Annotated in this window: 25 protein-coding genes and 4 tRNA genes; 19 read left to right on the forward strand and 10 right to left on the reverse strand. The window is 59.0% G+C overall.

Annotated elements, in window-relative coordinates; genetic code table 11:
• The first annotated feature begins 352 nt into the window (after positions 1 to 352).
• Positions 353 to 1,753 (forward strand): alanine/glycine:cation symporter family protein, encoded by a 1,401-nt coding sequence (locus ACWFVE_RS08340; protein ID WP_447528812.1) that lies wholly within the window; start codon positions 353 to 355, stop codon positions 1,751 to 1,753.
• 78 nt (positions 1,754 to 1,831) lie between these two features.
• A complete protein-coding gene (gene gcvT / locus ACWFVE_RS08345; RefSeq protein WP_447528813.1) occupies positions 1,832 to 2,944 on the forward strand; it encodes a glycine cleavage system aminomethyltransferase GcvT in 1,113 nt (370 codons plus the stop codon).
• Between the two features lie 101 nt (positions 2,945 to 3,045).
• Here the strand turns inward: gcvT and ACWFVE_RS08350 are convergent, their stop codons facing one another.
• Both ACWFVE_RS08350 and ACWFVE_RS08355 read right to left on the reverse strand, forming a co-directional pair.
• Positions 3,046 to 3,927: a LysM peptidoglycan-binding domain-containing protein gene (locus ACWFVE_RS08350; RefSeq protein ID WP_447528814.1), complete on the reverse strand. Its 882-nt coding sequence runs from the start codon at positions 3,925 to 3,927 to the stop codon at positions 3,046 to 3,048.
• Between the two features lie 20 nt (positions 3,928 to 3,947).
• Positions 3,948 to 4,829 (reverse strand): acyltransferase, encoded by an 882-nt coding sequence (locus ACWFVE_RS08355; protein WP_447528815.1) that lies wholly within the window; start codon positions 4,827 to 4,829, stop codon positions 3,948 to 3,950.
• A gap of 344 nt (positions 4,830 to 5,173) precedes the next feature.
• Between ACWFVE_RS08355 and ACWFVE_RS08360 the strand changes: the two genes are divergently transcribed.
• Together ACWFVE_RS08360 and ACWFVE_RS08365 are read left to right on the forward strand one after the other, a co-directional pair.
• Positions 5,174 to 5,872: a CoA transferase subunit A gene (locus ACWFVE_RS08360; RefSeq protein WP_447528816.1), complete on the forward strand. Its 699-nt coding sequence runs from the start codon at positions 5,174 to 5,176 to the stop codon at positions 5,870 to 5,872.
• Positions 5,873 to 5,910: 38 nt separating this feature from the next.
• Entirely contained in the window at positions 5,911 to 6,570 is a 660-nt protein-coding gene (locus tag ACWFVE_RS08365) for a CoA transferase subunit B (RefSeq protein WP_447528817.1), read from the forward strand.
• Between the two features lie 33 nt (positions 6,571 to 6,603).
• On the opposite strand, the gene ACWFVE_RS08370 is transcribed toward ACWFVE_RS08365, so the two are convergent.
• Positions 6,604 to 7,368: a DUF1338 domain-containing protein gene (locus ACWFVE_RS08370; RefSeq protein ID WP_447528818.1), complete on the reverse strand. Its 765-nt coding sequence runs from the start codon at positions 7,366 to 7,368 to the stop codon at positions 6,604 to 6,606.
• A 115-nt stretch (positions 7,369 to 7,483) separates the two neighbouring features.
• Positions 7,484 to 7,744, reverse strand: a complete 261-nt coding sequence (locus ACWFVE_RS08375) for a GrxA family glutaredoxin (RefSeq protein ID WP_447530515.1) — start codon at positions 7,742 to 7,744, stop codon at positions 7,484 to 7,486.
• A 156-nt stretch (positions 7,745 to 7,900) separates the two neighbouring features.
• Between ACWFVE_RS08375 and ACWFVE_RS08380 the strand changes: the two genes are divergently transcribed.
• A complete protein-coding gene (locus ACWFVE_RS08380) occupies positions 7,901 to 8,674 on the forward strand; it encodes a 3-hydroxybutyrate dehydrogenase (RefSeq protein ID WP_447528819.1) in 774 nt (257 codons plus the stop codon).
• Positions 8,675 to 8,704: 30 nt separating this feature from the next.
• Here ACWFVE_RS08380 and ACWFVE_RS08385 read toward each other — a convergent pair whose 3' ends face one another.
• The 3 genes from ACWFVE_RS08385 to ACWFVE_RS08395 are packed head-to-tail and all read right to left on the reverse strand — an operon-like array spanning position 8,705 to position 10,997.
• Entirely contained in the window at positions 8,705 to 9,244 is a 540-nt protein-coding gene (locus ACWFVE_RS08385) for a response regulator transcription factor (protein ID WP_447528820.1), read from the reverse strand.
• Between the two features lie 30 nt (positions 9,245 to 9,274).
• Positions 9,275 to 10,549 carry an ATP-binding protein gene (locus ACWFVE_RS08390; RefSeq protein ID WP_447528821.1) on the reverse strand — a complete coding sequence of 425 codons (1,275 nt, stop codon included), beginning with the start codon at positions 10,547 to 10,549 and terminating at the stop codon, positions 9,275 to 9,277.
• Positions 10,550 to 10,571: 22 nt separating this feature from the next.
• Entirely contained in the window at positions 10,572 to 10,997 is a 426-nt protein-coding gene (locus ACWFVE_RS08395) for a hypothetical protein (RefSeq protein WP_447528822.1), read from the reverse strand.
• 162 nt (positions 10,998 to 11,159) lie between these two features.
• Here ACWFVE_RS08395 and pyrC point away from each other — a divergent pair, with 162 nt between their 5' ends.
• From pyrC to ACWFVE_RS08410, 3 genes are all read left to right on the forward strand, one after another.
• Positions 11,160 to 12,197, forward strand: a complete 1,038-nt coding sequence (pyrC, locus tag ACWFVE_RS08400; RefSeq protein ID WP_447528823.1) for a dihydroorotase — start codon at positions 11,160 to 11,162, stop codon at positions 12,195 to 12,197.
• A gap of 182 nt (positions 12,198 to 12,379) precedes the next feature.
• Complete coding sequence (locus ACWFVE_RS08405) at positions 12,380 to 13,513, forward strand: NADH:flavin oxidoreductase (RefSeq protein WP_447528824.1); 1,134 nt, start codon at positions 12,380 to 12,382, stop codon at positions 13,511 to 13,513.
• A gap of 76 nt (positions 13,514 to 13,589) precedes the next feature.
• Complete coding sequence (locus ACWFVE_RS08410) at positions 13,590 to 13,889, forward strand: ArsR/SmtB family transcription factor (protein ID WP_447528825.1); 300 nt, start codon at positions 13,590 to 13,592, stop codon at positions 13,887 to 13,889.
• 100 nt (positions 13,890 to 13,989) lie between these two features.
• Here ACWFVE_RS08410 and mtnN read toward each other — a convergent pair whose 3' ends face one another.
• Entirely contained in the window at positions 13,990 to 14,703 is a 714-nt protein-coding gene (mtnN, locus tag ACWFVE_RS08415; RefSeq protein ID WP_447528826.1) for a 5'-methylthioadenosine/S-adenosylhomocysteine nucleosidase, read from the reverse strand.
• Positions 14,704 to 14,747: 44 nt separating this feature from the next.
• Entirely contained in the window at positions 14,748 to 15,602 is an 855-nt protein-coding gene (folD, locus tag ACWFVE_RS08420; RefSeq protein ID WP_447528827.1) for a bifunctional methylenetetrahydrofolate dehydrogenase/methenyltetrahydrofolate cyclohydrolase FolD, read from the reverse strand.
• A gap of 204 nt (positions 15,603 to 15,806) precedes the next feature.
• Here folD and ACWFVE_RS08425 point away from each other — a divergent pair.
• The 7 genes from ACWFVE_RS08425 (at position 15,807) to ACWFVE_RS08455 (ending at position 20,112) form a co-directional block, all read left to right on the forward strand.
• Positions 15,807 to 15,883: transfer RNA gene (locus ACWFVE_RS08425), tRNA-Pro, on the forward strand.
• A gap of 91 nt (positions 15,884 to 15,974) precedes the next feature.
• Positions 15,975 to 16,051 (forward strand) — tRNA-Arg (locus ACWFVE_RS08430).
• Between the two features lie 56 nt (positions 16,052 to 16,107).
• Positions 16,108 to 16,182 (forward strand) — tRNA-His (locus tag ACWFVE_RS08435).
• 108 nt (positions 16,183 to 16,290) lie between these two features.
• Positions 16,291 to 16,365: transfer RNA gene (locus ACWFVE_RS08440), tRNA-His, on the forward strand.
• Between the two features lie 358 nt (positions 16,366 to 16,723).
• The gene (locus ACWFVE_RS08445; protein ID WP_447528828.1) at positions 16,724 to 17,968 is read left to right on the forward strand and encodes an NAD(P)/FAD-dependent oxidoreductase; all 1,245 of its coding nucleotides are present in this window, start codon (positions 16,724 to 16,726) and stop codon (positions 17,966 to 17,968) included.
• Positions 17,969 to 18,100: 132 nt separating this feature from the next.
• Complete coding sequence (locus ACWFVE_RS08450; RefSeq protein ID WP_447528829.1) at positions 18,101 to 18,310, forward strand: putative motility protein; 210 nt, start codon at positions 18,101 to 18,103, stop codon at positions 18,308 to 18,310.
• Positions 18,311 to 18,522: 212 nt separating this feature from the next.
• On the forward strand, positions 18,523 to 20,112 hold the full coding sequence (locus ACWFVE_RS08455) for a peptide chain release factor 3 (protein WP_447528830.1): 1,590 nt from the start codon (positions 18,523 to 18,525) through the stop codon (positions 20,110 to 20,112).
• Positions 20,113 to 20,165: 53 nt separating this feature from the next.
• Here the strand turns inward: ACWFVE_RS08455 and ygfZ are convergent, their stop codons facing one another.
• Positions 20,166 to 21,122: a CAF17-like 4Fe-4S cluster assembly/insertion protein YgfZ gene (gene ygfZ / locus ACWFVE_RS08460; RefSeq protein WP_447528831.1), complete on the reverse strand. Its 957-nt coding sequence runs from the start codon at positions 21,120 to 21,122 to the stop codon at positions 20,166 to 20,168.
• A gap of 173 nt (positions 21,123 to 21,295) precedes the next feature.
• Between ygfZ and ACWFVE_RS08465 the strand changes: the two genes are divergently transcribed.
• From ACWFVE_RS08465 to nei, 4 genes are read left to right on the forward strand one after another with little or no spacing between them, the layout of a single operon-like run.
• Entirely contained in the window at positions 21,296 to 21,493 is a 198-nt protein-coding gene (locus ACWFVE_RS08465; RefSeq protein ID WP_447528832.1) for a hypothetical protein, read from the forward strand.
• On the forward strand, positions 21,493 to 21,924 hold the full coding sequence (locus tag ACWFVE_RS08470; RefSeq protein WP_447528833.1) for an OsmC family protein: 432 nt from the start codon (positions 21,493 to 21,495) through the stop codon (positions 21,922 to 21,924). The genes ACWFVE_RS08465 and ACWFVE_RS08470 overlap by 1 nt, the downstream gene beginning before the upstream one ends.
• 24 nt (positions 21,925 to 21,948) lie before the next feature.
• Positions 21,949 to 23,973, forward strand: coding sequence for an excinuclease ABC subunit UvrB (gene uvrB / locus ACWFVE_RS08475; RefSeq protein WP_447528834.1), 2,025 nt, complete (start codon positions 21,949 to 21,951; stop codon positions 23,971 to 23,973).
• Between the two features lie 2 nt (positions 23,974 to 23,975).
• On the forward strand, positions 23,976 to 24,800 hold the full coding sequence (gene nei, locus ACWFVE_RS08480) for an endonuclease VIII (protein WP_447528835.1): 825 nt from the start codon (positions 23,976 to 23,978) through the stop codon (positions 24,798 to 24,800).
• Positions 24,801 to 24,858 lie beyond the last annotated feature (58 nt).

Raw genomic sequence — 24,858 nt, forward strand, 5'->3', positions numbered from 1 at the left:
GATGCCTACGGCGTTTTTATTTACCTGGAAACAGTAGGCTATTAAATAGAATCAATCACTTCGCCATGATTTTGCCCAGCAAAAGCGTCAAGTCCATGGCAAGCCAGCGGGAAAATAGTGTAAAACAGGGTTATCGGCCGTTTAGCCGAGTAAGGAACGCTTAAGTGCTAGACACGCTCCACAATCAGCTCTTCTAAAGTGTTAAAGCATCACCGTCTCGATCCGGGGTTTGCCAAGTGCACTCGAGGGCGGGCTGGCTTTGTGGGCGTACCTGATATCGACACCATCACGACACCATAATGACATCGAATAAACATGCATTCCTGAAATGCTCAAGGGTAAGGAGAACGACGTGGAAACGCTAACAACTGTGGTCGAGGCCATTAACGGGGTCGTGTGGGGGCCGTTAATGCTCATCCTGCTGCTCGGCGTGGGGATTTATCTCCAAGCGGGCTTGAAGCTCATGCCGATCCGTAAGCTTGGTACCGGCTTCAAACTGATGTGGCAAGGGCGTGATCCCAAGCGCGGCAAAGGAAGCGAGCAAACGACCGACGACGGCGAAATTTCGCCTTTCAACGCGTTGATGACGGCGCTTTCGGCCACCGTAGGCACAGGGAATATCGCCGGTGTGGCCACCGCGATCGCCCTCGGTGGGCCGGGGGCGGTGTTTTGGATGTGGATCACCGCACTGGTCGGCATGGCGACCAAATTCGCCGAAGCGGTGCTCGCCGTTCGCTACCGTGAAACCGATAGCAACGGCTACCACCTGGGCGGGCCGATGTTCTACATCAAAAATGGCCTGGGCAGAAAGTGGCTGTGGCTGGGGATTTTGTTTGCCTTCTTTGGCGCGGTGGCGGCCTTCGGAATCGGCAATACCGTGCAGTCGAACTCCGTTGCCGACGCCATGGATGCTACCTTCGGCGTGCCGCACTGGCTCACCGGCGTGGTGATCATGGTGATGACTGGCGCGGTCATTCTGGGTGGCATCAAGCGTATCGCCAAAGTGGCGGGTAAGCTCGTGCCCATTATGGGGATCGCTTACGTGCTGGCGGGGGTGGCGGTGCTGATCGTCAACGCCGACCAGGTCGGTGAAGCCTTTAGGCTGATTTTCTACTACGCCTTCAATCCAATGGCGGCGGCCGGTGGTTTTGCCGGTGCGGCGGTCATGGCGGCGATCCGTTTTGGTGTGGCGCGCGGTATTTTCTCCAACGAAGCGGGGCTCGGCAGTGCACCAATCGCCCACGCGGCGGCGCAAACCAAAAACCCGGTCCGCCAGGGGTTGATCGCCATGCTGGGGACCTTTATCGATACGATCGTGGTGTGCACCATCACCGCACTTGTGATCCTGACCTCTTCAGTATGGCTCGAAGGTGAAGAAGGGGCTTCGCTGACGGCGCTTTCTTTCGATGCGGCGCTCCCCGGTTTTGGTAATCAAATCGTGGCGATTGCGCTGGCGGTATTTGCGTTCACCACGATTCTGGGCTGGTCGTTTTATGGCGAGAAGTGCTTCCAGTTTCTCTTCGGTACGCGCTCGATCATGCTTTACCGGGTGCTGTTCGTGCTGGCGCTGCCGCTTGGCGCGATGGCCCAGTTGGGCTTTATCTGGCTGATGGCGGACACGTTCAATGCGCTCATGGCCATTCCCAACCTGATTGCGCTGGCGCTGCTGTCGCCGGTGGTGTTCAAACTGGCCAAGGACTATTTCGCCGGTAAGGATGTGCTGCCCGGCGAAGCGTTGGATCACGACAAGTAAGGGCTGATCGATTTAACCCCAAATACGAGCCGGGAAGCGACGTTTGCTTGCCGGCTCTTTCGATGGCGAGGACACGACATGACAGAACTCCACAAAACACCGCTTCACGCGTTGCACCAAACACTTGATGCCAAAATGGTGCCTTTCGCCGGTTTTGAAATGCCGGTGCAGTACCCGCTCGGCGTGAAAAAAGAGCACGAACACACCCGTCGCCAATGCGGGCTTTTCGACGTGTCGCACATGGGCCAGATTTTGGTTTCTGGGCCGGACACCGCCGCGGCGTTGGAGTCGCTGATTCCGGCCGACCTGGAGGGGTTGGCCGAAGGGCGCCAGCGCTACGGGCTTTTCATCAGCACCGATGGCGGGATCATCGACGATTTGATGGTCGTCAACGCCGGGGACCACTTTTATCTGGTGGTCAACGCCGCCTGCAAGGACCAGGACATTGCGCATCTGCGCGCCAACCTCGGGTCGAGCCACGACATTCAGGTGCTCGATCGTGGCCTGCTGGCTCTGCAAGGCCCCAAAGCGGTGGAGGTAATGCACAGGCTTTGCCCCGAGGCCTGCGAGCTTACGTTCATGCAGCACGGGCGTTTCACGATTCTGGGGCAAGACGTTTGGGTGAGCCGCAGCGGTTATACCGGTGAGGACGGCTTCGAAATCTCGGTGGCCGCCGAGGCCAGCGAAGCGTTCGCCAAAGGGCTTTTGGAGGCGCCGGAAGTCGAGATGATTGGCCTGGGCGCTCGCGACTCGCTGCGTCTGGAAGCTGGGCTCTGCCTCTACGGCCATGATATGGATATGGCGACCACACCCGTCGAAGCTGGCTTGATCTGGGCGGTGGGTAAGCCGCGCCGACACGGCGGCGAGCGGGCCGGCGGTTTCCCTGGCGCGGATGTCGTGCTCCATCAGCTCGATGCCAAGGATCACACCCGTAAGCGGGTAGGGCTGGTTGCCGAGGGCCGCGCACCGGTGCGCGAAGGCGCGCGCCTGCTCGACGAGCAGGGCGAAGAGGTCGGCGTAGTGAGCTCCGGCGGGTTTGGGCCAAGCGTTGGCAAGCCCATCGCCATGGGCTACGTCACCCGCGAATGGGAGGCACCGGAGAGCGTGGTTTACGCCGAGGTACGCGGTAAAAAGCTGCCCATGACGGTCGTTAAAACGCCTTTCATTACGCCGGGCTACCACCGCGGTTAATCGCGCGGCCTAGCCCCGACATAAAAAGCCCCGACATAAAAAGCCCCGGTGATGCCGGGGTTTTTTATGGGCGAGTGAAAGGGCTTTCAGCGACGAACGCGTTAACGAAGAACCTGACGCGGGTCGATGGGTTTACCGGCCTGGCGCAGGTCGAACAACAGATCATAGCGCTCGGTGGCGCTGCTTTGGCCGACCTCGCAAAGCGGCTCACCGGCGCTTACGTTCTGCCCCGTGCTCACCAGTATGCGCTCGCAAAGCGCGTAGACACTTTGCAGGTTGTCGGCATGATGAACGATCACTACCTCGCCGAGCTGGCGCATGCCGTCGGCAAAGCGTACCTCGCCCGGGGCGACCGACTGCGCCCGGGCACCGGATTGAGTCGCCAGTAGCATGGGCTGGAGCGTACCACGGCTGTCCGGGCCGAAGCGGCGCACGATCCGGTAATCCTCCAGCGGCCAGGGCCAATTGCGCGCCGATGAGGGCACGCTTGCACTTGGCGTGGGCGCCGCCGACGACGAAGAGCTCGAACCGCTCGAGCTGCTTGAAGAGGCCGTGGCGCGCGAAGCGGAACCCGCGCTAAGCGGCACGCTAATGATCTGACCAACGCGCAGCGCGGTAGGGGAGGTGCCGGCGTTGGCGCTCTGGATACGCCCGCTGGTCGTGCCGAAGTGGCGGGCCACGCCGGAAAACGTATCCCCTGAGCGGATCTGGTAGCGGTAAGGCCCACCGGAGGGCGCGCGCTCTTGCTGCGTGGGGATCAAAAGACGCTGACCGACCGCCAAGCGCTGGGCGTTTACCCCTGGGTTGAAGCGCTCGAGACGCTCGATGGGTACGCCCGCACGCGCCGCTAGCTGACCCAGCGTATCCCCGCGGCTAACCTCGACCCATTCGCCGTTGATGGCACTCGAGGCGCTGCTGGTGGGGCTTCGCTGGCTCGATGAAGGCGCTGAGCTGGCGCACCCGGCCAATAAGGCCGCCAGCAAGCAAACGCCTACCCAAAGTGCTAGTCGTGGTCGCTCAGCGTTTCCAGCAGCGCGTCTTTTTCCTGCCAGAGTGAGTTGATCCATGCGTGGAAGCGTTCCTTGTGCTGCGGTTGTTGATGATAATGTGCGGTGTGCATCCACTCGGGGATCGCGATCTGTCGTGCCACCAGGCTAACCGATGCCTCTTGGCCGCATAAAAAGCCCCAGAAGTTCGGCGAGGGGTTGGTGTAGCTGATGGTGACGTCTACGATACCATCCAATTGATCGCCGAGAAGCCCTAAAACCTGGGCCACGCCACCGGCCTTGGGGCGTAGAAGATGGCGAAAAGGGCTCTGCTGGGCGTCGCGTTTAGCTACGCTAAACCGGGTGCCCTCGACAAAGTTGTAGATCGAAATGGGCGCGTGGCGCGCCTGACGGCACACGCGCTCGGTCGAATCCCTGTCAATAGTAGCGAGCTTGGGGTTTTTGGCAATCTGTTCCCGGCTAAAACGGCGCATAAAGGGAAATTCGAGCGCCCAGAAAGCCAGTCCGACGATGGGAATCCAGATGAGCTGATGTTTGAGAAAAAAGCGCGGCATGGGAATACGCCGGTGAAGCGCCATGAACAAAATGAAGATGTCGGTCCAACTGCGATGATTGGAGATGACCAAAAGCCACTGGTTTGGGCTAAGCGAGGCGGGGATGTCGATCGACACATCGGGTTTGAGCCAGTGCTTCATCCACCAAAGATTGAGCCCGATCCAATTGAGCGCGACCGCGCAGAGTTTGCCCAAAAGCCACTGTTTCGCACGTTGGCCCGGCACGACGACCTTTAAAAAAGTGAGCGCGATCAGCGGCACCCCCCAGAATAGCGTGCTGAGCGTGAGCATTAAAATGCTCCCTGCTCCCTTGATGACTGGCATACCCTTGACTCCTTCGCGGTTTCATAGCCCAAGCCTTGCGTGCTTTGTTGTACACGGCCTTTGAGGTAAATGCTAAAGGATCAAGGCCTTACTTCCCAGTAAATCCCTCTATAAGCACCGTTAGACGCTTGACGCTCCTGATGGCTCTTTATAAGTTGTCTCTTTGGTTTGATAACAAAAACACGTCACCCCTTTGGCTCCAGGCTTTTTAACGACCACCCTGTAGTAGTATTTGGTAAGCAACCCTGTAGCAACTTTGGGGCACAAGACCCTCGAGCCACTCACCCTTTAGCGTGCACGCGCCAAGGCGCACCGGGCATCAACGACAACAAGCGAGGCTACACATGGCAGGATTCGATAAGCGGGTCGCTTCCTACGAGGAAGCAATGGAAGGCATCGAAAGTGGCATGACCGTTCTGGCCGGTGGGTTCGGCCTTTGCGGCATTCCCGAAAACCTGATCGCCGAGATCAAGCGCCGCGAGGTCAAGAATTTGACGGTGGTATCCAATAACTGCGGTGTAGACGGTTTCGGTCTCGGGCTTTTGTTGGAAAAGCACCAGATCAGCAAGATTTTTGCGTCTTACGTGGGCGAAAACGCGCTTTTCGAGCGGCAGATGCTCGACGAAGAGATCGAGGTCGTACTGACCCCTCAGGGCACGCTTGCCGAAAAAATGCGCGCCGGCGGTGCGGGAATTCCGGCGTTTTATACCGCGACCGGCTATGGCACGCCGATTGGTGAGGGCAAGGAAGTGCGCGAGTTCGATGGCCGCCACTATATTATGGAAGAGGCGATCGTAGGGGATTTCGCCATCGTCAAAGGATGGAAGGCGGATCGCTACGGCAATGTCATGTACCGTCATACCGCGCAGAATTTCAACCCGATGGCCGCTACCGCCGGCAAAATTACCGTTGTAGAGGTGGAGGAGATCGTCGAGCCCGGCGAGATGGACCCCAGCCAAATCCACACGCCGGGTATCTATGTCGACCGGATCATCCAGGGCTCGTTTGAAAAACGTATCGAAAAGCGCACGGTTCGTAGCTAAGCACCCGGCCAATTTCCACTGACTTCGAGGTAATTACCATGGCGTTAACACGAGAGCAGATGGCCCAGCGCGTGGCCCGTGAGCTTCAGGACGGCTTCTACGTGAACCTGGGGATCGGTATCCCCACGCTGGTTGCCAACTACATCCCCGAGGGGATCGACGTGATGCTTCAGTCCGAAAACGGGCTATTGGGTATGGGACGCTACCCAAGCGAAGAAGAGCTCGACCCGGACATGATCAACGCCGGAAAGGAGACCGTTACCGCTCGGGACGGCGCGGCGATTTTCTCCTCTGCCGAATCCTTTGCGATGATCCGTGGCGGCCACGTGGACTTGACCGTACTGGGCGCCTTCGAGGTGGACCAGCACGGTAATATCGCTTCCTGGATGATTCCCGGCAAGCTCATCAAGGGCATGGGAGGGGCGATGGACCTGGTCGCGGGCGCCGAAAACATTATCTGCACCATGACCCACGCGTCTAAACACGGCGAGTCCAAGCTACTCGAGAAGTGCGAGCTGCCGTTGACCGGCGCGGGGTGTATCAACCGGGTACTGACCGACCTGGCGTATCTGGAGATCAAGGACGGCGCGTTCATCTTGAAAGAGCGCGCCCCCGGGGTAAGCGTGGAAGAAATTCAGGAAAAAACCGCCGGTAAGCTGATCGTTCCCGATCACGTGCCGGAAATGGAATTCGCTTGATTCAAGGGGTGACTTCTAAAATGGCGTGTTCGTTCACGCCATTTGGCACCGAGTGTGCGGCGGAAGCAGCTCTTCGCCCAAGGTGGTTGATGCGCTGTTCACCCCTTTTTGTGCAAGCGCCAGTCCACCAAAGCAGAGCCTGTGTTCATCCCCTTGGCTAAACGCTACCTTTTGCGGCATGGCCGGGTAGAAGCGGTGATCCAGTGAGTTCGAAACGGGAAAAATGCCGTTTTGCCGATCACTGGAGCACGCCCACCCGGCATTTTCGAGGGTCTTGTCCAGTGCGGCCAGCGGCTCGCCCAAAACCTGGCAATTGAACCCGGCGTGGTGAAGCCTCGGGCCCATCACCGCAAGCCACGCCGCCACCGGGTGTTCCTGTTCGAGTTCCTGATAAAGCGCCCAGGAGGGCATCGGCCAGGGTCTTCCACGGCAAAGCAAATTGTGCCCCTTACAGTCCTGGGGGTGGCTTTGCTCTATAAGCTTTAAAAGTGCTTGCCTTGGCGACGTACACAGCGCGCCCAGCTGGAGCTCGGCTAAAATTAGCCAGCTACTTTGTGGCGCGCCAAGTAGATGAATGATGAGACCTTTGTCTGCCAAAGCATACCGGGTAGCACAGACGTACCCCATGCGGTGAAGCTTGTCGGCAAGTCGTGCCGCGCTAAACGGCCCGTGGTTCAGGGTCAAAAGCGTCAGGTATTCGGCTTTGACGTTGGCCGGCCAAATACCCAAGCCGCCAAGGTCCGGGTGCGTATGGATATAATCAAGCCAAAGCTGCTGTTCGAATTCTTCACGTTGCATGGCGCATGTCCTTGCCGCCTTGGGCGGTCTTGTTGGGAAAGGTAGGCCCTGGTCACTATAGGCAGCAAGGTGGCATGCGGGTTCAATTAAAAGGGGGGATAAAAGGGGCTAGGGATCAGGCTAAAAGACCATTTTCACGCACGTAAGCGTCAAACTCGCTATACCCGCCGATATGATCCTGGTCGATAAACACCTGGGGTACGGTGTGGATCGGCTTGCCTGCGGTCTTGGCGATGTCCTCTTTGGTGACGCCTTCCGAAGGCATATCGACGTAGCGATAGCCTTCGATCTTATGGGCGTTTTCCAGCTGCTCGGCAAGCTGCTTGGCCCTTACACAAAATGGGCAGCTCATGCGCCCGAAAATGACCACGAACATGGTGACTCCTTGGGGGTAGTGACGTTGGTTTGCCATTGTCGCTCAGGTGGGCTGCGTTGAACAATCCTGGCGCGCTTTCCCTTATGTCCGCTCAAGCGTTCTATACTGATGTTCGTCTAATGAATGCTTGGACTTTTCTTCTTTTAGGAGGTGGGTATGTCGGCAGGTATGGGTAAAACGCCCCGGGTTGCACTGGTCACGGGCACCAGCAGCGGCATTGGTGCAAGCGTGGTCGAACACTTTTGCCAACTGGGCTATCAGGTGCTGGCGGTAGACTTCAACGCCGAGGGCGAGAAAACGGCCAGCCAACAGGGCGCGGCGTTTTTCCAGGCCGACTTGACCGACGCCCAGGCGTGCAAGGACGCGGTGAAAGAGGCGATCAAACGCTTTGGCCGGGTCGATATTCTGGTCAACAACGCCGGCATACAGCACGTCAGCGACATCGAATCGTTTCCCGAGCAGAAGTGGCGCGCCATCATGGACTTGATGGTCACCGCGCCGTTTTTGCTCACCCAGGCCGTGTGGCCCTCCATGCGTGAAAATGGCTGGGGGCGGATCATCAATATTGCCTCGATTCATGCCCACGTGGCCTCGCCTGGTAAGGTCGCCTACGTGACCGCCAAGCACGGGCTGATCGGCATGACCAAAACCGCCGCGCTGGAAGGCGGCGAGCAGGGTATTACCGCCAACGCGGTGTGTCCGGCCTACGTCAAAACCCCGCTGGTGGATAACCAGATCGCCGATCAGGCGAAGCTCAACAAGATGGACGAGCAAGAGGTGATCGAAAAGATCATGCTCAAGGATGCCGCCGTGAAGCGCCTGGTCGAGCCCGGCGAGGTCGCCCAGCTGGTGAACTACCTTGCTTCCGACGCCGCGGGCGCCATCACCGGCTCGAGTTTCAATATCGACCTTGGCTGGACGGCGCACTGATGCGAACGGCGGCTCTTGGGGGGCTCGATCCTATCGCTTGACCGGGCGTTTTTGCAGCTTGCGCTGAAGCGTGCGCCGGTGCATACCCAGTGCCCGGGCCGTGGCGGAAATATTGCCGTCGTGCTCTTGCAACACTTTTTGAATGTGCTCCCAAGTGATCCGGTTGATCGACGGCGGGTTGTCGGCCAGTTCGATGTCCGGATCGCCGCCTTCGTGCTCGAAGGCGGCGATCACGTCGTCGGCGTCCACGGGTTTACACAGGTAGTGTAGCGCGCCGAGCTTGATCGCCTCGACGGCGGTGGCGATGCTCGAGTAGCCGGTCAGCACCACGACCCGGCAGGCGGGCACGATGGCGAGCAACTCCGGCAACAGCTTGAGTCCGGAGCTTTGTTCGAGTTTCAAATCGAGGGTGGCCATGGTCGGGGCGAACGCGGCTGCGATCTGAAGCGCCTGTTCGGCGTCGTGGGCTACCTGCACTTCATAGCCCCGGCGGGTTAGCGCGCGGCTCAATACATGGCAAAACACGTCGTCGTCGTCCACGATCAAAAGGCGCTGGTCTTGAGTCGGCATGGTCTTCTCGCTGTTTATCGGTGGGCGGCGCTATTTCTCGGGGGCATCGCTTCTGGGCAACGTGACCTCGGTGAGCGTTCCGCCTTCAGGGTGATTATAGAGGCTGACGCCGCCGCCGAATCGGTTGATGGTGGCATGGGTTAAAAATAGCCCAATGCCCATGCCTTTGCTCTTGGTCGAAATGAAGGTGTCGCCGAGCTGGTCGGCAATCGACATGGCGATCCCCGGGCCGTGGTCGCGAATATCGATCACCACGTTTTCTTCGTTCCAGTCCAGACGTACGTTCACCTGCTCCGGGTGGGCGTCGGCGGCATTGTTCAAAAGGTTGGTCAGCGCCTGGTCCAGGGTGGCATCGACCAAAAGCCAGGGGCGGCTTCGCCGGCTTTGCACCTCTAACTGATGGGTGACATCCGGGCGGATGACCAGCCAACGCTGGAGGACGCTCGAAAGCCACTCTTCGGCGTCGAACACCTCGGGCTCTGCCATGCGCCGCCGGTCGGCGTTGGTGACCAAATTCTGAAGGCGGGATTTACATACGTCGACCTGCTGGCGCAAAAGTTTTATATCGGCTTGAAGCGGCGAGTCGGCAGTGGTTTCCGCCTCCATCTCCTTGAGCAGCACCGCCATGGTGGAAAGGGGCGTACCCAGTTCGTGGGCGGTACCCGCCGCCTGGGTCGCGACGGCCAGCACCTGTTCGTTGCGAAGCGCCGCTTCACGGGTGCGTGAAAGCGCCTTGTCACGGCTTCTGAGCGCGTGGGCCATTTTGTAGATGAAAAACGTCACCAGCCCCGCCGAAAGGCCGAAGTTGAGCCACATGCCCAGCACGTGCAGGTTCAAAAGGCTGTCGCTGTCGATATGGCTCAACTGGGCGATAGGGTGGTAGACGACCATCAAGAAGCTGTAGCCCGCCATCGCGCAGCCTGCGATGATCCAGGCGTGGCGCCAGGGCAGCGTAGCGGCGGCGATGGTCACCGGCACCAGGTAGTAGGTGATGAACGGGTTGGTCGAGCCGCCGGTAAAATAGAAAAGTAGCGTCAAGCCGGCAATGTCGGCCAGAAGGTGCAAAAGGTACTCGTGATGGCTCACCGCGCGGGGCCTGCCCAGTCGCCACCAGGTAATGATATTCAACACCCCCATGGCGATGACCACGCTGATGACCGCCGCGACTTCGAGCTCGAAGGCGAGAAATTCCACGCCCACGATGATCGCCAGCAAAAAGCCCGTCCAGGTAATGCCGCGCACGATCGTCAATCGGACCAGGTTGCGGTTGGGGGTGGAGAGCGGAAGCGGCAGGGCGGTTTGCATAGGGAGCTACTTGGTTAGGGCGTTAGCGCGACTGGGCACGGGACGTTTTGAAACCGTGAATGATGAACTTGATGAACAGCGTCATCACGTAGGTCAGCCACCCGGCGGTAGCCAGCAAGTTGAATACCAGTATCTTGGGTGGAAGCCAGGCACGGCCGACCAGTGCTTCCAGCAAAATATGCAGCAGCATGGCCAGCAGCAGCGGCAGCGCCAGGGTGTGAATCCACATGTCCGTGCGGCGTTTGCGCACGTGGTAGCGGCGCAGTAAAACGCGCATGGGCTTGTGCGCCCAGCTAAACAGCAAAAGCGCCCCCACCACGAACAGCATGGCAAGCGTGGGCTCGGTGCTGCCCCGGTGCACGGATGCCGAGATGGACCAGGCAAGCGCTAGCCACATCAGCCCTTCAATGCTGGTGAGAATGTCGGCGTAGCGTCTGACGTTTTGCATAGTCGGCCAAAATCCTTGAGCGGGTTATAAAGCCGCCATGATACGACACTTGTAAAGCGCTGTGGACGTTGCGCGCGATTTACCGGCTGGATTTAACCCGTCCGGCGTTCAGGTATACTGACCGAAAGCGCCTTCAAACCCACTGCTGATACAGGATTGACCGTGGACTCTATTACGCTGACCCGCCCCGACGACTGGCATCTTCACTTGCGCGATGACGAAGTGCTGAGCGCGGTCGTCAATCACACCGCCGCGCAAATGGGGCGTGCCATCATCATGCCCAATTTGAAGCCCCCGGTCACCACCACTGATCAGGCGCTCGTCTACCGCGAACGCATCCTGGCGGCGCTGGCGCCTGGCAGTCAGTTCGAGCCGTTGATGACGCTTTATCTCACCGACACCACCACTGCCGGGGAGATCGAAAAGGCGCACCAAAGCGGTGTGGTCAAGGCGGTGAAACTGTACCCGGCCGGGGCGACCACCAACTCGGCCTCCGGCGTTACTGATATCACCCACTGCGATGCGGCTATTGGCGCGATGGCAAGGCTCGGGTTGCCGCTTCTGATTCACGGTGAAGTGACCGACAGCGACATCGATATCTTCGACCGGGAAGCCGCGTTCATCGAGCGCGTGTTGAAGCCGCTACTAAAACGCCACCCTTCGCTCAAGGTGGTGTGCGAGCACATCACTACCCAGCAGGCCGCCGAATTCGTCGCTAATGGCCCGGATAACCTGGCGGCCACGATCACCGCGCATCATCTGCTGTTCAATCGCAACAAGATGCTCGCCGGCGGCATTCGCCCACACTACTACTGCCTGCCGATTCTCAAGCGCGAGCAACACCGCCAGGCGCTGTTGCAAGCCGCCACCAGCGGCAGCCCAAAGTTCTTTCTGGGCACGGATAGCGCCCCCCACGAGAAGGGTGACAAGGAGTCGAGCTGTGGTTGTGCGGGGGCCTACACGGCGCCGGCCGCCCTCGAGCTATACGCCATCGCCTTCGAAGAGGCGGGGGCGCTTGGCAAGCTCGAGGCCTTTGCCAGCCTGAACGGCCCGCGCTTTTACGGGCTGGCGCCCAATACCGATACCGTCACCCTCGAGCGCCGCCCGCAGGTGCTACCGGCAAGCTACGCATACGGTGACAACCGCTCGATCGTACCGCTAATGGCCGAGGAGACGCTTGAGTGGTCCCTCAAGGGGTGACGAGTACCCTCGCTTGATTGGAACGGAGCCTTTTGGCTCCGTTTTTCGTTGTAAGGCGCCTCATAGACCTGCTTGAAGCGCTCGTTGTTAGAAGGCGCCAGATTCTGGTTCGTCCAAGCGGTTGTCTTGTACGCATATTAATGTTTATATATTGAGATATTTCTATATATAGGTGAATAAGCATGTCCGTTAATCCAGAAACCCTCGCCGCGCCGCTTTTCGAACCCTTCGATCTTGGCTCGCTCAGCCTGGCGAATCGTATCGTCATGGCGCCGATGACGCGTAACCAATCGCCGGGTGGCGTACCCACGGAAGAGGTCGCGGCCTACTATAAAAGCCGCGCTGCCGGTGGTGTTGGCCTGATCATCACCGAGGGCACCTATATCGACCATCCTGGCGCCAACGGTTACCCGGCGGTGCCGGCGTTTCATGGCGACCAAGCGCTGGCCGGTTGGCAGCGCGTGGTCGAAGACGTTCACGCCGCTGGCGGTAAAATCGTACCCCAGCTTTGGCACGTAGGTCGCGAGCGCCGTCCGGGGGTCGAGCCCCAAACCAGCGTGCCGGGTTTCGGCCCCATGTCGATCGTCGAAAACGACCTGGAAGTCGTCGAAGCGATGACCGAGGACGACATGCATGACGTCGCCGCCTCTTTTGCCCGGGCGGCGATGGATGCCCAGCGCATCGGCTTTGATGGTATCGAGCTTCACGGCGCCCACGGCTACCTGATCGACCAGTTTCTGTGGCCGGAGAGCAACCAGCGCACCGACGCCTACGGCGGCAGCCTTGAAAACCGGCTACGTTTTCCGCGCATGATCGTACGTGCGGTGCGTGAAGCGATAGGGCCGGACTTCCCGATCATCTTCCGCTTCTCGCAGTGGAAGCTTTCCGATTACACGGCCATCATCGCCGAAACCCCCGAAGCGCTTGGCGAGCTCTTGAAGCCGCTGGCCGATGACGGCGTGGATATATTCCATGCCAGCACCCGCCGGGTGTGGGAGCCGGGCTTTACGGGTAGCGAGAAGACCCTGGCTACCTGGACCCGCGAGCTAACCGGCAAGCCGGTGATCGCCGTGGGTAGCGTAGGGCTCGACCGTACCTTCCGGACTGGCCACTTCACACGTACCGAGGACCCGACCTCCAAGAGCCGGGTGAACGTGGCCGAGCTTGCCGAGTGGCGTGCCAAGGGGCACTTCGATCTGATCGCCATTGGCCGCGCGCTGCTCTCCGACCCGCAGTGGGCCAACAAGGTAGAGCAGGGCCGGCTGGACGAGCTTTCGGACTTCGATAGCGCCGCCCTCGAGTCCCTGGTCCGTTAAGTCGAGACCAAAGAGCGCCTCGGCAGTATGGCGTTAAACGCGTATACTGATCAGGCTTTCGCCACTGGCCGTGATCATGGATATTAATACCGTTTTAAGCGCGCTGGCGAACCCGGTGCGCCTCGACATACTGACCTGGCTGAAAGAGCCGGAGCGCCATTTTCCGGCTCAGAAAGAGACCGCGCCCCAGGGCGGTGTGTGTGTCAGTCATATTCGCGAAAAGGCCGGCCTTTCGCAGCCGACCATTTCGCTCTATCTTTCCACACTCGCCCGCGCGGGGCTGGTCTCTTCGCAGCGGGTGGGGCAGTGGACCTACTACTGCTACGAACGCGAAGTCGCGGATGCTTTCCTGCATGCGCTGCAAGAGCGGCTATGAAAAAAGCGCCTGCCAACCGGCAGGCGCTTTTTTGTTGGGATAAAACGGCGAGGCCGCCCGGCCGCGCCGCTTGATAAAGCCATTCGATAAAACCATGGAGTTACGGCTTTCGCTGCCCCAGCGTTTGCAGCATCTGGTCGACCATACGCGAAGAGTGGGCGGCCGCGACTTCCAGAAATTGCTCGAAGGAGAGGTGGTTGTCGCCGGCCCCGGGAATATCGGACAGCGCGCGAATCACCACGAAAGGGCAGCTGTAGAGGTGGCAGGTCTGGGCGATCGCCGCCGCTTCCATTTCAACGGCCAGCATGGTGGGAAACTGCGCGCGGGTGGCTGCCACTCGCGCGGGGTCGGCCATGAAGGCGTCGCCGGTGGCGATCAACCCTTCGCGCACATTCACCTCGCCCAGTGTCTTGATGGCCTGTTTGGCGATATCGCCCAGGTGGGTATCGGCGATATACGCCGCCGGCATCCCCGGTACTTGGCCGATTTCATAGCCAAAGACCACCGCGTCGACATCGTGGTGGCGTACCTCGCTCGAGATGATGATATCGCCGATATCCAGACCCTCGGCAAAACCGCCCGCCGAACCCGTATTGATGATCGCATCCGGCTGATAGCGCTCGAGTAGCACCGCCGTGCCCACCGCAGCGTTGACTTTGCCAATGCCGGACTGAAGCACGATCACTTCGAGCCCATAACGCGTGCCGCTATAGAATACGAAGCCAGCGTGATCGACACGCTCGGCGTTTTCGAGCTGACCTGCCAGCGTTTTAACTTCTTGCGCCATTGCGCCGATAATTCCAATGCGTTGCACCCGGCGTACCCCCTTTCGATTGAATGTAGACGGTTTTGGTTATGTTAAGCGTCGTGAGCCTCGGCGGCTTCGAGCGTGTTCTCGAGCAGAGTGGCCACGGTCATCGGTCCCACGCCGCCGGGTACCGGGGTAATAAAGCTGGCGCGCTCGGCAGCGGTTTCAAAGTCCACGTCGCCAATGAGCTTACCGTCTTCCTGGCGGTTGATGCCCACATCGATCACCACCGCCCCAGGCTTGATCCATTCGCCCTTGACGAGCCCGGGCTTGCCTACGGCCACGATGAGCAAATCGGCGCGGCTTACGTGGGCCTCGAGATTTTGGGTGAAGCGGTGGCACACGGTCGTCGTACAGCCGGCCAGCATCAGCTCCATCGACATGGGGCGGCCCACAATATTGGAGGCGCCAACGATCGTGGCGTCGAGCCCGCGTACGTCGATACCACTTTCGCTCAATAGCGTCATGACGCCCTTCGGCGTACAAGGGCGAAGAGCAGGGCTACGTTGCGCTAGCCGGCCCAGGTTGTAAGGGTGAAAACCGTCGACATCCTTGTCCGGGCGGATACGTTCGAGAATGGGGCGAGCGTCCATGTGTTCAGGAAGCGGCAATTGCACCAGAATGCCGTCGACTCTCGGGTCGTCGTTTAGCTGGTCGACCAGCGCCTCGAGCTCGTCTTGAGGCGTGTCGGTGGGTAGTGCGTGCTGAAAAGACAAAATGCCCGCCTGGTCGCAGGCGCGGTGTTTGTTGTTAACGTACACATGAGAGGCCGGGTCATCGCCAACCACAACCACGGCTAATCCGGGGGCGCGAGCACCGGCCTGTAAACGGGCGGCGGTTTTCTCGGCAACACGATGGCGGACATTAGCGGCGATGGTTTTGCCATCGATGAGTTGGGCGGTCATGTAATGAGGTCCCTATGGAGGTGATGAGCGGGTCAAAAGGCCGATATGAGGTTGGCATACCAGCGAATCGCCAATTTTCGCATGTTGGGCCTGGCAGGCAAAGCGGCCAAGGCCTTAAAGCCTTTAAGTGTTGACTTTAAAATTAAAAATAGTAGTATATGCCTCGCTTGAGACGGGCTAAGCAGTAGCGTCAAAGGTAGTCATCGGGATGTAGCGCAGTCTGGTAGCGCGCCTGCTTTGGGAGCAGGATGTCGGGGGTTCGAATCCCTCCATCCCGACCACGTACCTCGCGCGGAAGATGGCAACTTGCTTTTCCAGGCGTTGGTTGTGGTCAAGTGCTCATCGGTGTTCGGTATCAGGAATGCTTTATGTGCGCCCATAGCTCAACCGGATAGAGCAACGGCCTTCTAAGCCGTAGGTTGCGGGTTCAAGTCCTGCTGGGCGCGCCATCGAAGTATGGCCGCAGCTGTTAAGCGCAGGCGTCGCGTTTGTTCGGTAATCAATGGTGGATGTAGCTCAGTGGTAGAGCCCCGGATTGTGGCTCCGGTGGTCGTGGGTTCGATCCCCATCATCCACCCCATTGATACGCAACGCGTGGTAGTAGCAAATTATTAATAAAGTAGTACTAATAAAGTAGTAGCAACACAGTAGTAGCAGTAAAGCAGTAGTAATAAGCTTTCAGGTTGTGGTGGATGTAGCTCAGTGGTAGAGCCCCGGATTGTGGCTCCGGTGGTCGTGGGTTCGATCCCCATCATCCACCCCATTAACCTTTCCCTTCTTGTTTCTCTATCCTTTCTTCTTTTAGTTCGTTTCCTTACCCTATCGAATTCTTGCTTCAAGCATACTAAACGGCTTGTAGTCTTTTCTGCGTTCTACGTTCTACGTTCTACGTTCTGCTGCGCTTGAAATCTCCCCTTCGAATCGACTTATCCAAACGTGGCAGGCGATTTTACTGTCGCTCATATTTTAACGATAAAAAAATCTGCTTATTTGGTTTCTACCGTAATTCATGCTGTTTATTGTCTCCAATACAGTGGTTATCACTATATTAAAGCTTCCTGAGCAGTGGTATTTTTTCCTGATACTTTCAGTACTTTATACCTATAAAGAGGAGCGTTTAAATGGGCCAGCGGCGTATTGCGGTGCTCGGAGCAGGCATGGTCGGTGTGAGTATCGCCTGGCACCTTCAAAAGCGGGGCCGCCAGGTAACGCTCATCGACCGGCGGGAGCCCGGGCGCGAAACCTCCTACGGTAATGCCGGTATCATTCAGCGCGAAGCCGTTAGGCCTTATGCCTTCCCCCGGGATATGAAAACCATTTTGAGCGTGCTGCCCAACAAGCGGGTCGATATCCGCTACCGCCCCGGTGGCATGCTCAATGCGTTCTCGCCGCTTTTAAGCTACTGGCATCATTCATCGGCCAAGCTTTATAAAAAGATCGTTCCCGAGTATGCCTCGATCATTAAGCTCTGCCTCGACGCTCACGGGCCGATGATCGAAGCGGCCAACGCAAGTCACCTGGTGCGCCGCGAAGGCTGGCTCGAGATTTACCGAACCAAAGCGAAGCTCGCCAAGCGTATCGAGGAAGCAAAAGAGGCTCGCGAGCGGTTCGATGTACGGTTCGACGTCCTGGACCGCGCCGCTCTCGAGCAAAAAGAGCCGGACATCGGTCGAGATATCATCGGTGCCGTTCACTGGCTGGACCCCTGGACCGTTGCCGACCCGGGGGCGCTGGTAGCGGCCTATGCGGATTCCTTCGTCGAACTGGGCGGGCGTATCCTGCAGGCGGATATCGAGAGTGTCGATAAAGACGGGGAAGGCTTCAAGGTGGTGGCGGGTCAGCAAACGCTGACACCGGACGATGTGGTCATGGCGCTAGGGCCTTGGGCGGGCAAGTGGGCATCAACGCTTGGCTATAATATTCCCACCTTCGTCAAGCGCGGCTATCACATGCACTACGCCACGAAGCCCGGTGCGAAGCTCAACTACTGGCTGATGGACGCCGAGGTGGGGTATTTGCTGGCGCCAATGAATGCGGGCGTGCGCCTGACCACCGGCGCCGAGCTCGACCGGCTGGAGTCACCGGCCGACGAGCACCAGCTTGGCGCCGCAGAAAAAGTGGCCCTAAAGGTTTTTCCGCTAGGCGAGCGCAGCGAAGAGGCGGCCTGGAAGGGCGCCCGGCCGTGCCTGCCGGACATGAAGCCGATTATCGGCCCGGCACCGCGTCATGAAGGACTTTGGTTCGCTTTCGGCCATGGCCACCAAGGCTTTACCCTGGGCCCGGCGACGGGCTCGCTACTGGCCGACCTGATGGAAGGCAAGCCCACGGCGATCGATATGGCCCCGTTCAGGGCCGACCGCTTTTAGATGGATTATAAAACTCATCCTTTACTGGTGAGATCAGTGAGCTTTTGCTACGCTTTGACACAGGTTTTACAAATCGTGATTTCAACCCAGCAGTACGCTCAAGGAATCAGGAACTCAACGTGAGGTGAGATTATGGATGTCGCAGCGAGCCATGCCGTTAGCCAAGCGCTTTATATGAATCAGGCGCAAACCGCCGAGCAGGCCCAGATGGAGCTTTTCCGTCAGGCGCTGGATATACAGTCCCAGCAGGTCACGGAGGTATTGGCCGGTGCCGACCTTCAGGCCCAGCCGGATTTGGCCCGAGAAGGCACACTCGGTACGCAGGTCAACACCTTCGCCTGATGCATTCGAGCCATTCACTGCAAAGAGTCGCCGCTGGCGGCTCTTTTTTTGTGCTCAACATTTTTGTGCTTAACCCAGCCTGGCGGCGCTGCTTTTTTAAAGGGCGTGGCACCGGTCCCGCCAGAACGTTACAATCCCGGCCATTGTGACTCACTCAGCCAGAGCCGTTCGGCGCTTTACATATCGCTGAGTATCAATTTTATAGAGGCAAGATGAAAGAGACTCAGTTAGCCCAGGAAGCGGAACTACGGCGCACCTTCGCGATCATTTCGCACCCTGATGCGGGCAAGACCACGATCACCGAGAAAATGCTGCTGTTCGGTAACGCCATTCAGATGGCGGGCTCGGTCAAAAGCAAGCGTAACGACCGCCATGCGACCTCCGACTGGATGAAGATGGAGCAGGAGCGCGGTATCTCGGTCACGACCTCGGTGATGCAGTTCCCTTACAACGGGCGCATCGTCAACCTGCTCGACACCCCAGGCCACGAGGATTTCTCCGAAGATACCTACCGTACGCTGACGGCGGTCGATTCCGCCTTGATGGTGATCGACGGCGCCAAGGGTGTCGAGGACCGCACCATCAAGCTGATGGAAGTATGTCGGCTGCGTACCACGCCGATTTTGACCTTCATCAACAAGATGGACCGGGACATTCGCGACCCGATCGAAGTGATGGATGAAGTCGAGACCGTACTCAACATTCAGTGCGCGCCGATGACCTGGCCGATTGGCATGGGGCGTCACTTCAAGGGGGTGTATCACCTCTATAACGACGTGATTCACCTCTACACCCAGGGCCAGGGTAACCGCATTTCTGAAGACAAACGCATCGAAGGTCTGGATAACCCGGACGTGGAGGCGCTGTTGGGCGAAGAGCAGGCCGAAGAGCTGCGTATGGAGATCGAGCTGGTCCGTGGCGCCTCTCACGAATTCGATCTCGACGCCTACCGGCGCGGTGAGCTCTCGCCGGTCTATTTCGGTACCGCCATGGGGAACTTCGGCGTGCGCGAAATGCTCGACGGCTTCGTCGAGTACGCACCGCCGCCCCAGCCACGTGAAACCGATGCCCGGGAAGTCGTCGCCTCGGACGAGCGCTTTTCCGGCTTCGTGTTCAAGATCCAGGCGAACATGGACCCGAACCACCGCGACCGCATCGCGTTTTTGCGGGTGTGCTCGGGCAAATACGAAAAGAACATGAAGATGCGCCACGTGCGTATTGGCAAGGACGTCAAAATCGCCGACGCCTTGACCTTCATGGCCTCGGACCGCTCCCAGGTGGAAGAAGCCTGGCCTGGCGATATCATCGGCCTACACAACCACGGTACGGTGCAAATCGGTGATACTTTCACGGTGGGTGAAGACATGCGCTTCACCGGTATTCCGCACTTTGCCCCGGAGCTTTTCAAGCGCGTACGTCTGAAAGATCCGCTTAGAATGAAGGCGCTGCAAAAAGGGTTGCAGCAGCTCTCCGAAGAGGGCGCGACCCAGGTCTTCATGCCCATGGACAACAATGACCTGATCCTGGGTGCGGTGGGTACCCTGCAGTTCGACGTGGTCGCCCACCGGCTGAAGGAAGAGTACAAGGTCGACTGTATTTACGAAGGCGTGAACGTGCAAACCGCGCGCTGGGTGTATTGCGAAGATGCCAAGATGCTCGAGGAGTTCAAGCGTAAGGCCAGCGCCAATTTGGCCATCGACGGCGGCGGTTATTTGACCTACATCGCCCCGACTCGGGTCAATCTGCAGATGACCCAGGAGCGTTGGCCGGATATTCGCTTCCAGCCCACCCGCGAGCACTAAGCGCGTATCTCCCAAGTGCCGCTGGCTTAAAAGCCGGCGGCGCTTTGATCGATTCAACCCATAAGGCTTGCCGATAGCTGCTCCGGGTCCAGGCGTTCGACCGGGTAGGGCGGCTCTTCGAGTGTGACCGGCTTATCACTCCAGCTTAGCGCAAGCGGCGTTTCGATCGCCTTGGTGGCCACCACCGCGAGTAACTCCACTTGATGCTGGCCGCTAAAGGCGCTATTAACCACTTCGCCCAGGCTTTTGCCATTTTCATCGATAAGTGAATCGGTCACGCCGGGCAGTACGTCGCTTTCAAGGCGTGCGCGTACAAGGCGCTTTTTCACCTGACCGCGAAAGTGCGCGCGGGCCACCACTTCCTGGCCGGTATAGCAGCCTTTTTTGAAGCTGATACCGCCAAGTGCTTCCCAGTTGATCATCTGGGGCAGGAAGTGGTCTTCCTGGGCTTCGGTCAGCCAGGCAAGACCGCTTCGAATATCCGCCAACTGCCAGTCGTTTTGAAGGGTTTCATCCGCTGGCGCTTCGCTTTCATCTTCTTGCAGGCCCAGCACGTAGCGCTCCTCGCCCGGCAGACGCAGTATCGAGGCTTTTTCATCGCCGGTGTGCAGGTAGGCGCTCTCGGGCAAGGCAAGGCCTGCTTTTTTTGCCCACTCCCGGGCTTTGTCCGGCCCAGCGCCTACCAGTGTAAGCCCGGTGTTGACGCTAAGTTCGGTCTGGTAGAACACCGCAAACTTTTTGAGATGCTCGGCAAGTTTTTCGACGAGGCTTCCGCTGACCAGCAGTCTAAAGTAATGCTCGGCGACTCTTAAGAGCTGACCATTGGCGATGATGCGCCCCTTGGGCGTACAAAAGCAGGTGAGTGGTGCGAAATGGCCGTTCGCCAGGCTCACCTGGGCGCTGGTTTGCCCCTGTAGAAACTTCTCGGCGTTCTCACCTTTGATATCCAGCGCGCCTAGGTGATCCAGACGTACGTCGCCGTTGAAGGAGGGGGACTGTTCGGTTGCCATAAAAGCTCCACTAGCAGGGTTGTGCGTTCGCTCTAGCGTAACACTGTTGGTCTGCAGGTGAGGGCTCGAAGTCGCAATTGCAAGGCAGCGGCGGCGTGCTAGACTTCTCGGGTTGTATCAGTTTTGCATAGGTTAGCGGGCGCCCGGCGCCGGTTTCAAAAGAAGGATGAGTCATGGCTTACCAATCCCTGAACTTCAAGGGTGTACGAAACGCCGATGAAGTGAACAAGATTACGACCGCACTGATGATGCTCGACGGCGTGGAGAGCGCCGAAGTCGGGCGTCATGGCGCGGAGGTCGAAGGGCGTGCAAGCCATCAAACGCTTATAAAGGCGGTCAAGGATCTAAAGCTCAACATCGAGGTCTCCTAATGCATCAGCCCATCACCCTTATCAGCGAGCGCAATAAAACCTTCAGGCAGCGAATCGAGGTCGAGGACATCGAAGCGCTCTACGCCGACGCGCCCGCGCCGATGGGAGGCGATGGGCAGGACCCGGACCCGCACGACTACTTCGATATGGCGCTGGGTAGCTGTAAGGCCATCACCGTGCAGATGTACGCCAAGCGCAAGGAGTGGCCGCTGGAAGGGATCACGGTGACGGTAGCGCGGGACGAAAGCCAGGAGCGCCAGGGGCAGTACTCTCTCGACGTTCATCTCGAGCTTCACGGTCCTCTCGACGAGGCAATGCGCGCAAAACTTTTGGATATCAGCGAGCGCTGCCCGGTGCAGCGGCTGATGACCCAGGCCACCGTGACCATCAATACGCAGTTGACTTCCCCCGGCCAGCACGCGGGCGAATAACGATTTTTCCAGATTGGAGTAACGATGAGCAGAGAGTTCCGGCTAACGTCGAAGTTCGAACCCGCGGGTGATCAGCCGACCGCCATCAAAGGCTTAATCAGCGGGCTCGAGTCGGGGCTTGCCCATCAGACGCTACTGGGTGTGACCGGGTCCGGCAAGACGTTCACCATGGCCAATATCGTGCAGCAGTTGCAGCGCCCGACCATTGTCATGGCCCCCAACAAGACGCTGGCCGCCCAGCTTTACGGGGAGTTCAAGGCGTTCTTCCCGGATAACGCCGTCGAGTACTTCGTCTCCTACTACGATTATTACCAGCCCGAAGCCTACGTTCCTTCCTCGGATACGTTCATCGAGAAAGACGCCTCGATCAATGACCACATCGAGCAAATGCGTCTTTCCGCCACCAAGGCGCTGCTTGAGCGCCGCGACGCACTGATCGTGGTATCCGTGTCGGCCATCTACGGTCTGGGCGACCCGGATCAGTACTTGAAGATGCGCCTGCACTTTACCCGGGGCGAGTTGATCGACCAGCGGGCGTTTCTGCGCCGCCTGGCCGAGCTTCAATATACCCGCAACGACATGGATTTTCGCCGCGGCACCTACCGGGTACGCGGCGATGTCATCGACATCTTCCCGGCGGATTCCGACGAGGAGGCGGTACGCGTCGAGCTCTTCGACGACGAGATCGACTCCATTCGCCTGTTCGACCCGCTCACCGGCGATGTGCGCGGCCAAGTACCGCGTATGACGATCTACCCCAAGTCCCACTACGTGACGCCGCGAGAGACGATTCTGGAAGCGATCGAGTCGATCAAGGCCGAGCTCAAGGAGCGCCTGGAGTGGCTTAGAAAGCACGAGCGGCTGGTGGAAGCCCAGCGCCTGGAGCAGCGTACGCTCTACGATATCGAGATGATGCTGGAGCTTGGGTACTGCAACGGCATCGAGAACTACTCCCGCTATCTTTCCGGGCGTGATCCGGGCAATGCGCCGCCCACGTTCTTCGACTACCTGCCGGACGATGCGCTGCTGTTCATCGACGAGTCCCACGTGAGCGTCCCCCAGGTGGGCGGCATGTACAAAGGCGACCGCTCGCGCAAGGAGACCCTGGTGGAGTACGGCTTCCGGCTGCCTTCGGCGCTGGATAACCGCCCGATGAAGTTCGAAGAGTGGGAATCGATCTCCCCGCAGACGATTTTCGTCTCGGCCACACCGGGTAAATATGAAGCCGAGCACGCCGGCCAAGTGGTCGAGCAGGTGGTGCGGCCGACGGGGCTTCTCGATCCGGAAATCGAGGTGCGTCCGGCCAGTACCCAGGTGGACGACCTGCTCTCCGAGATCAACAAGCGCACCGCGGTGGGCGAGCGCGTACTGGTCACCACACTAACCAAGCGTATGGCAGAGGACCTGACCGAGTATCTGGACGATCACAGCATTCGCGTACGTTATTTGCACTCGGATATCGACACCGTCGAGCGGGTCGAGATCATTCGCGACCTGCGCCTGGGCAAGTTCGATGTACTGGTCGGCATCAACCTGCTGCGCGAGGGCCTGGATATTCCCGAAGTCTCGCTGGTGGCCATTCTCGATGCGGATAAAGAGGGCTTTTTGCGCGCCGAGCGCTCGCTCATCCAAACCATCGGCCGCGCCGCGCGTAATGCCCACGGCAAGGCGATTCTTTACGGCGATCGTATTACCGACTCCATGCGTCGTGCCATGGATGAAACCGAGCGCCGTCGTGCCAAGCAGATGGAGCACAACGAGGAGCACGGCATTACGCCGACCACCGTGACCCGCTCGGTGGCGGACATCATGGAAGCCGGCCAGGCGCCGGGGGCTAAAAAGACCAATGGCCGTCGCGGTTCGGACCGCAAGAAAAGCCAGCCCGCCGAGTACGACATTGCGAGCATGGGCCAGCAGGAGCTTACCGATGCGGTCAGCAAGCTCGAGGACGCGATGTTCGAAGCGGCCCAAAATCTGGAGTTTGAAGAGGCGGCGCGTCTGCGCGACCAGCTCAATCAAATGAAAGAGAAACAGCTGGTGCTAGGGTAGTCGTGCCGGAAGGTCCGGAAATCCGCCGCGCGGCGGACCGTATCGAAAAGCAGATAGGCGGCCGGGTAGTGGAAGAGGCCTGGTTCGCCTTTGACGAGCTCCAGGCCCAGGCCAACTCGCTGGTAGATGTGCGCGTCGACGCCGTCGAGACCCGGGGCAAGGCCATGCTGATTCGCTTTGCCAATGGGCGGGTGCTTTATTCGCATAATCAGCTATACGGCGTTTGGAAGCTTCACGCCGCCCACCAACCACCTCAAACCAGGCGCTCGCTGCGCGTACGCCTGATCGCCGAGGGAAGGGCGGCGAGCCTTTATAGCGCATCGAGTATCGCGCTGCTCGAGCAAGACCGCCTCGACGAACATCCGTTTTTGGCACGCCTGGGCCCGGATCTGCTAAGTCAGAACGTATCCGCCGCCGGGGTGGTCGAGCGCCTGGCCGCTGCCCGGTTTTATCGCAGAAGCCTGGGGGCGCTGCTGCTCGACCAGTCCCTGGTGGCGGGGCTTGGTAACTACCTGCGCTCGGAGATCCTGTTCTTTGCCGGGCTCAACCCCAAAACCCGACCGGCGGATTTAAGCGCTGACGCGCGCAAGACGCTGGCGCAGATCATCATCGATACCACCTGGCAAGCCTACCGCCAGGCCGGGGTCACCAATCGCGATGCCTGGATCGAACAGGCCAAAAGCGCCGGCGAAACGCGGCGGCAGTGGCGTTTTAGTGTGTTCGAGCGCGCCGGGCTCTCTTGCCACCGCTGTGGTGAGGTCATCGAGCGGCAGATGGTTGGATCGCGTAGGCTTTACTGGTGCCCACACTGCCAACCGGTTTTATGAGTTCAAATTTATACCGTTATCTTACTCGTTACACCAAAAGAATCAGCTTCGGAATAGA

This window comes from Vreelandella mediterranea (assembly GCF_970647075.1).

Coding starts and splice junctions, on each gene's coding strand:
- ACWFVE_RS08390 (WP_447528821.1), bottom strand. CDS start 10,549: ATGCAAACCGCCCTGCCGCTTCCGCTCTCCACCCCCAACCGCAACCTG.
- ACWFVE_RS08470 (WP_447528833.1), top strand. CDS start 21,493: ATGCATCAGCCCATCACCCTTATCAGCGAGCGCAATAAAACCTTCAGG.
- ACWFVE_RS08455 (WP_447528830.1), top strand. CDS start 18,523: ATGAAAGAGACTCAGTTAGCCCAGGAAGCGGAACTACGGCGCACCTTC.
- ACWFVE_RS08465 (WP_447528832.1), top strand. CDS start 21,296: ATGGCTTACCAATCCCTGAACTTCAAGGGTGTACGAAACGCCGATGAA.
- ACWFVE_RS08405 (WP_447528824.1), top strand. CDS start 12,380: ATGTCCGTTAATCCAGAAACCCTCGCCGCGCCGCTTTTCGAACCCTTC.
- ACWFVE_RS08360 (WP_447528816.1), top strand. CDS start 5,174: ATGGCAGGATTCGATAAGCGGGTCGCTTCCTACGAGGAAGCAATGGAA.
- ygfZ (WP_447528831.1), bottom strand. CDS start 21,122: ATGGCAACCGAACAGTCCCCCTCCTTCAACGGCGACGTACGTCTGGAT.
- ACWFVE_RS08365 (WP_447528817.1), top strand. CDS start 5,911: ATGGCGTTAACACGAGAGCAGATGGCCCAGCGCGTGGCCCGTGAGCTT.
- uvrB (WP_447528834.1), top strand. CDS start 21,949: ATGAGCAGAGAGTTCCGGCTAACGTCGAAGTTCGAACCCGCGGGTGAT.
- ACWFVE_RS08445 (WP_447528828.1), top strand. CDS start 16,724: ATGGGCCAGCGGCGTATTGCGGTGCTCGGAGCAGGCATGGTCGGTGTG.
- gcvT (WP_447528813.1), top strand. CDS start 1,832: ATGACAGAACTCCACAAAACACCGCTTCACGCGTTGCACCAAACACTT.
- folD (WP_447528827.1), bottom strand. CDS start 15,602: ATGACCGCCCAACTCATCGATGGCAAAACCATCGCCGCTAATGTCCGC.
- ACWFVE_RS08410 (WP_447528825.1), top strand. CDS start 13,590: ATGGATATTAATACCGTTTTAAGCGCGCTGGCGAACCCGGTGCGCCTC.
- ACWFVE_RS08395 (WP_447528822.1), bottom strand. CDS start 10,997: ATGCAAAACGTCAGACGCTACGCCGACATTCTCACCAGCATTGAAGGG.
- ACWFVE_RS08370 (WP_447528818.1), bottom strand. CDS start 7,368: ATGCAACGTGAAGAATTCGAACAGCAGCTTTGGCTTGATTATATCCAT.
- ACWFVE_RS08375 (WP_447530515.1), bottom strand. CDS start 7,744: ATGTTCGTGGTCATTTTCGGGCGCATGAGCTGCCCATTTTGTGTAAGG.
- ACWFVE_RS08385 (WP_447528820.1), bottom strand. CDS start 9,244: ATGCCGACTCAAGACCAGCGCCTTTTGATCGTGGACGACGACGACGTG.
- ACWFVE_RS08355 (WP_447528815.1), bottom strand. CDS start 4,829: ATGCCAGTCATCAAGGGAGCAGGGAGCATTTTAATGCTCACGCTCAGC.
- ACWFVE_RS08380 (WP_447528819.1), top strand. CDS start 7,901: ATGTCGGCAGGTATGGGTAAAACGCCCCGGGTTGCACTGGTCACGGGC.
- ACWFVE_RS08450 (WP_447528829.1), top strand. CDS start 18,101: ATGGATGTCGCAGCGAGCCATGCCGTTAGCCAAGCGCTTTATATGAAT.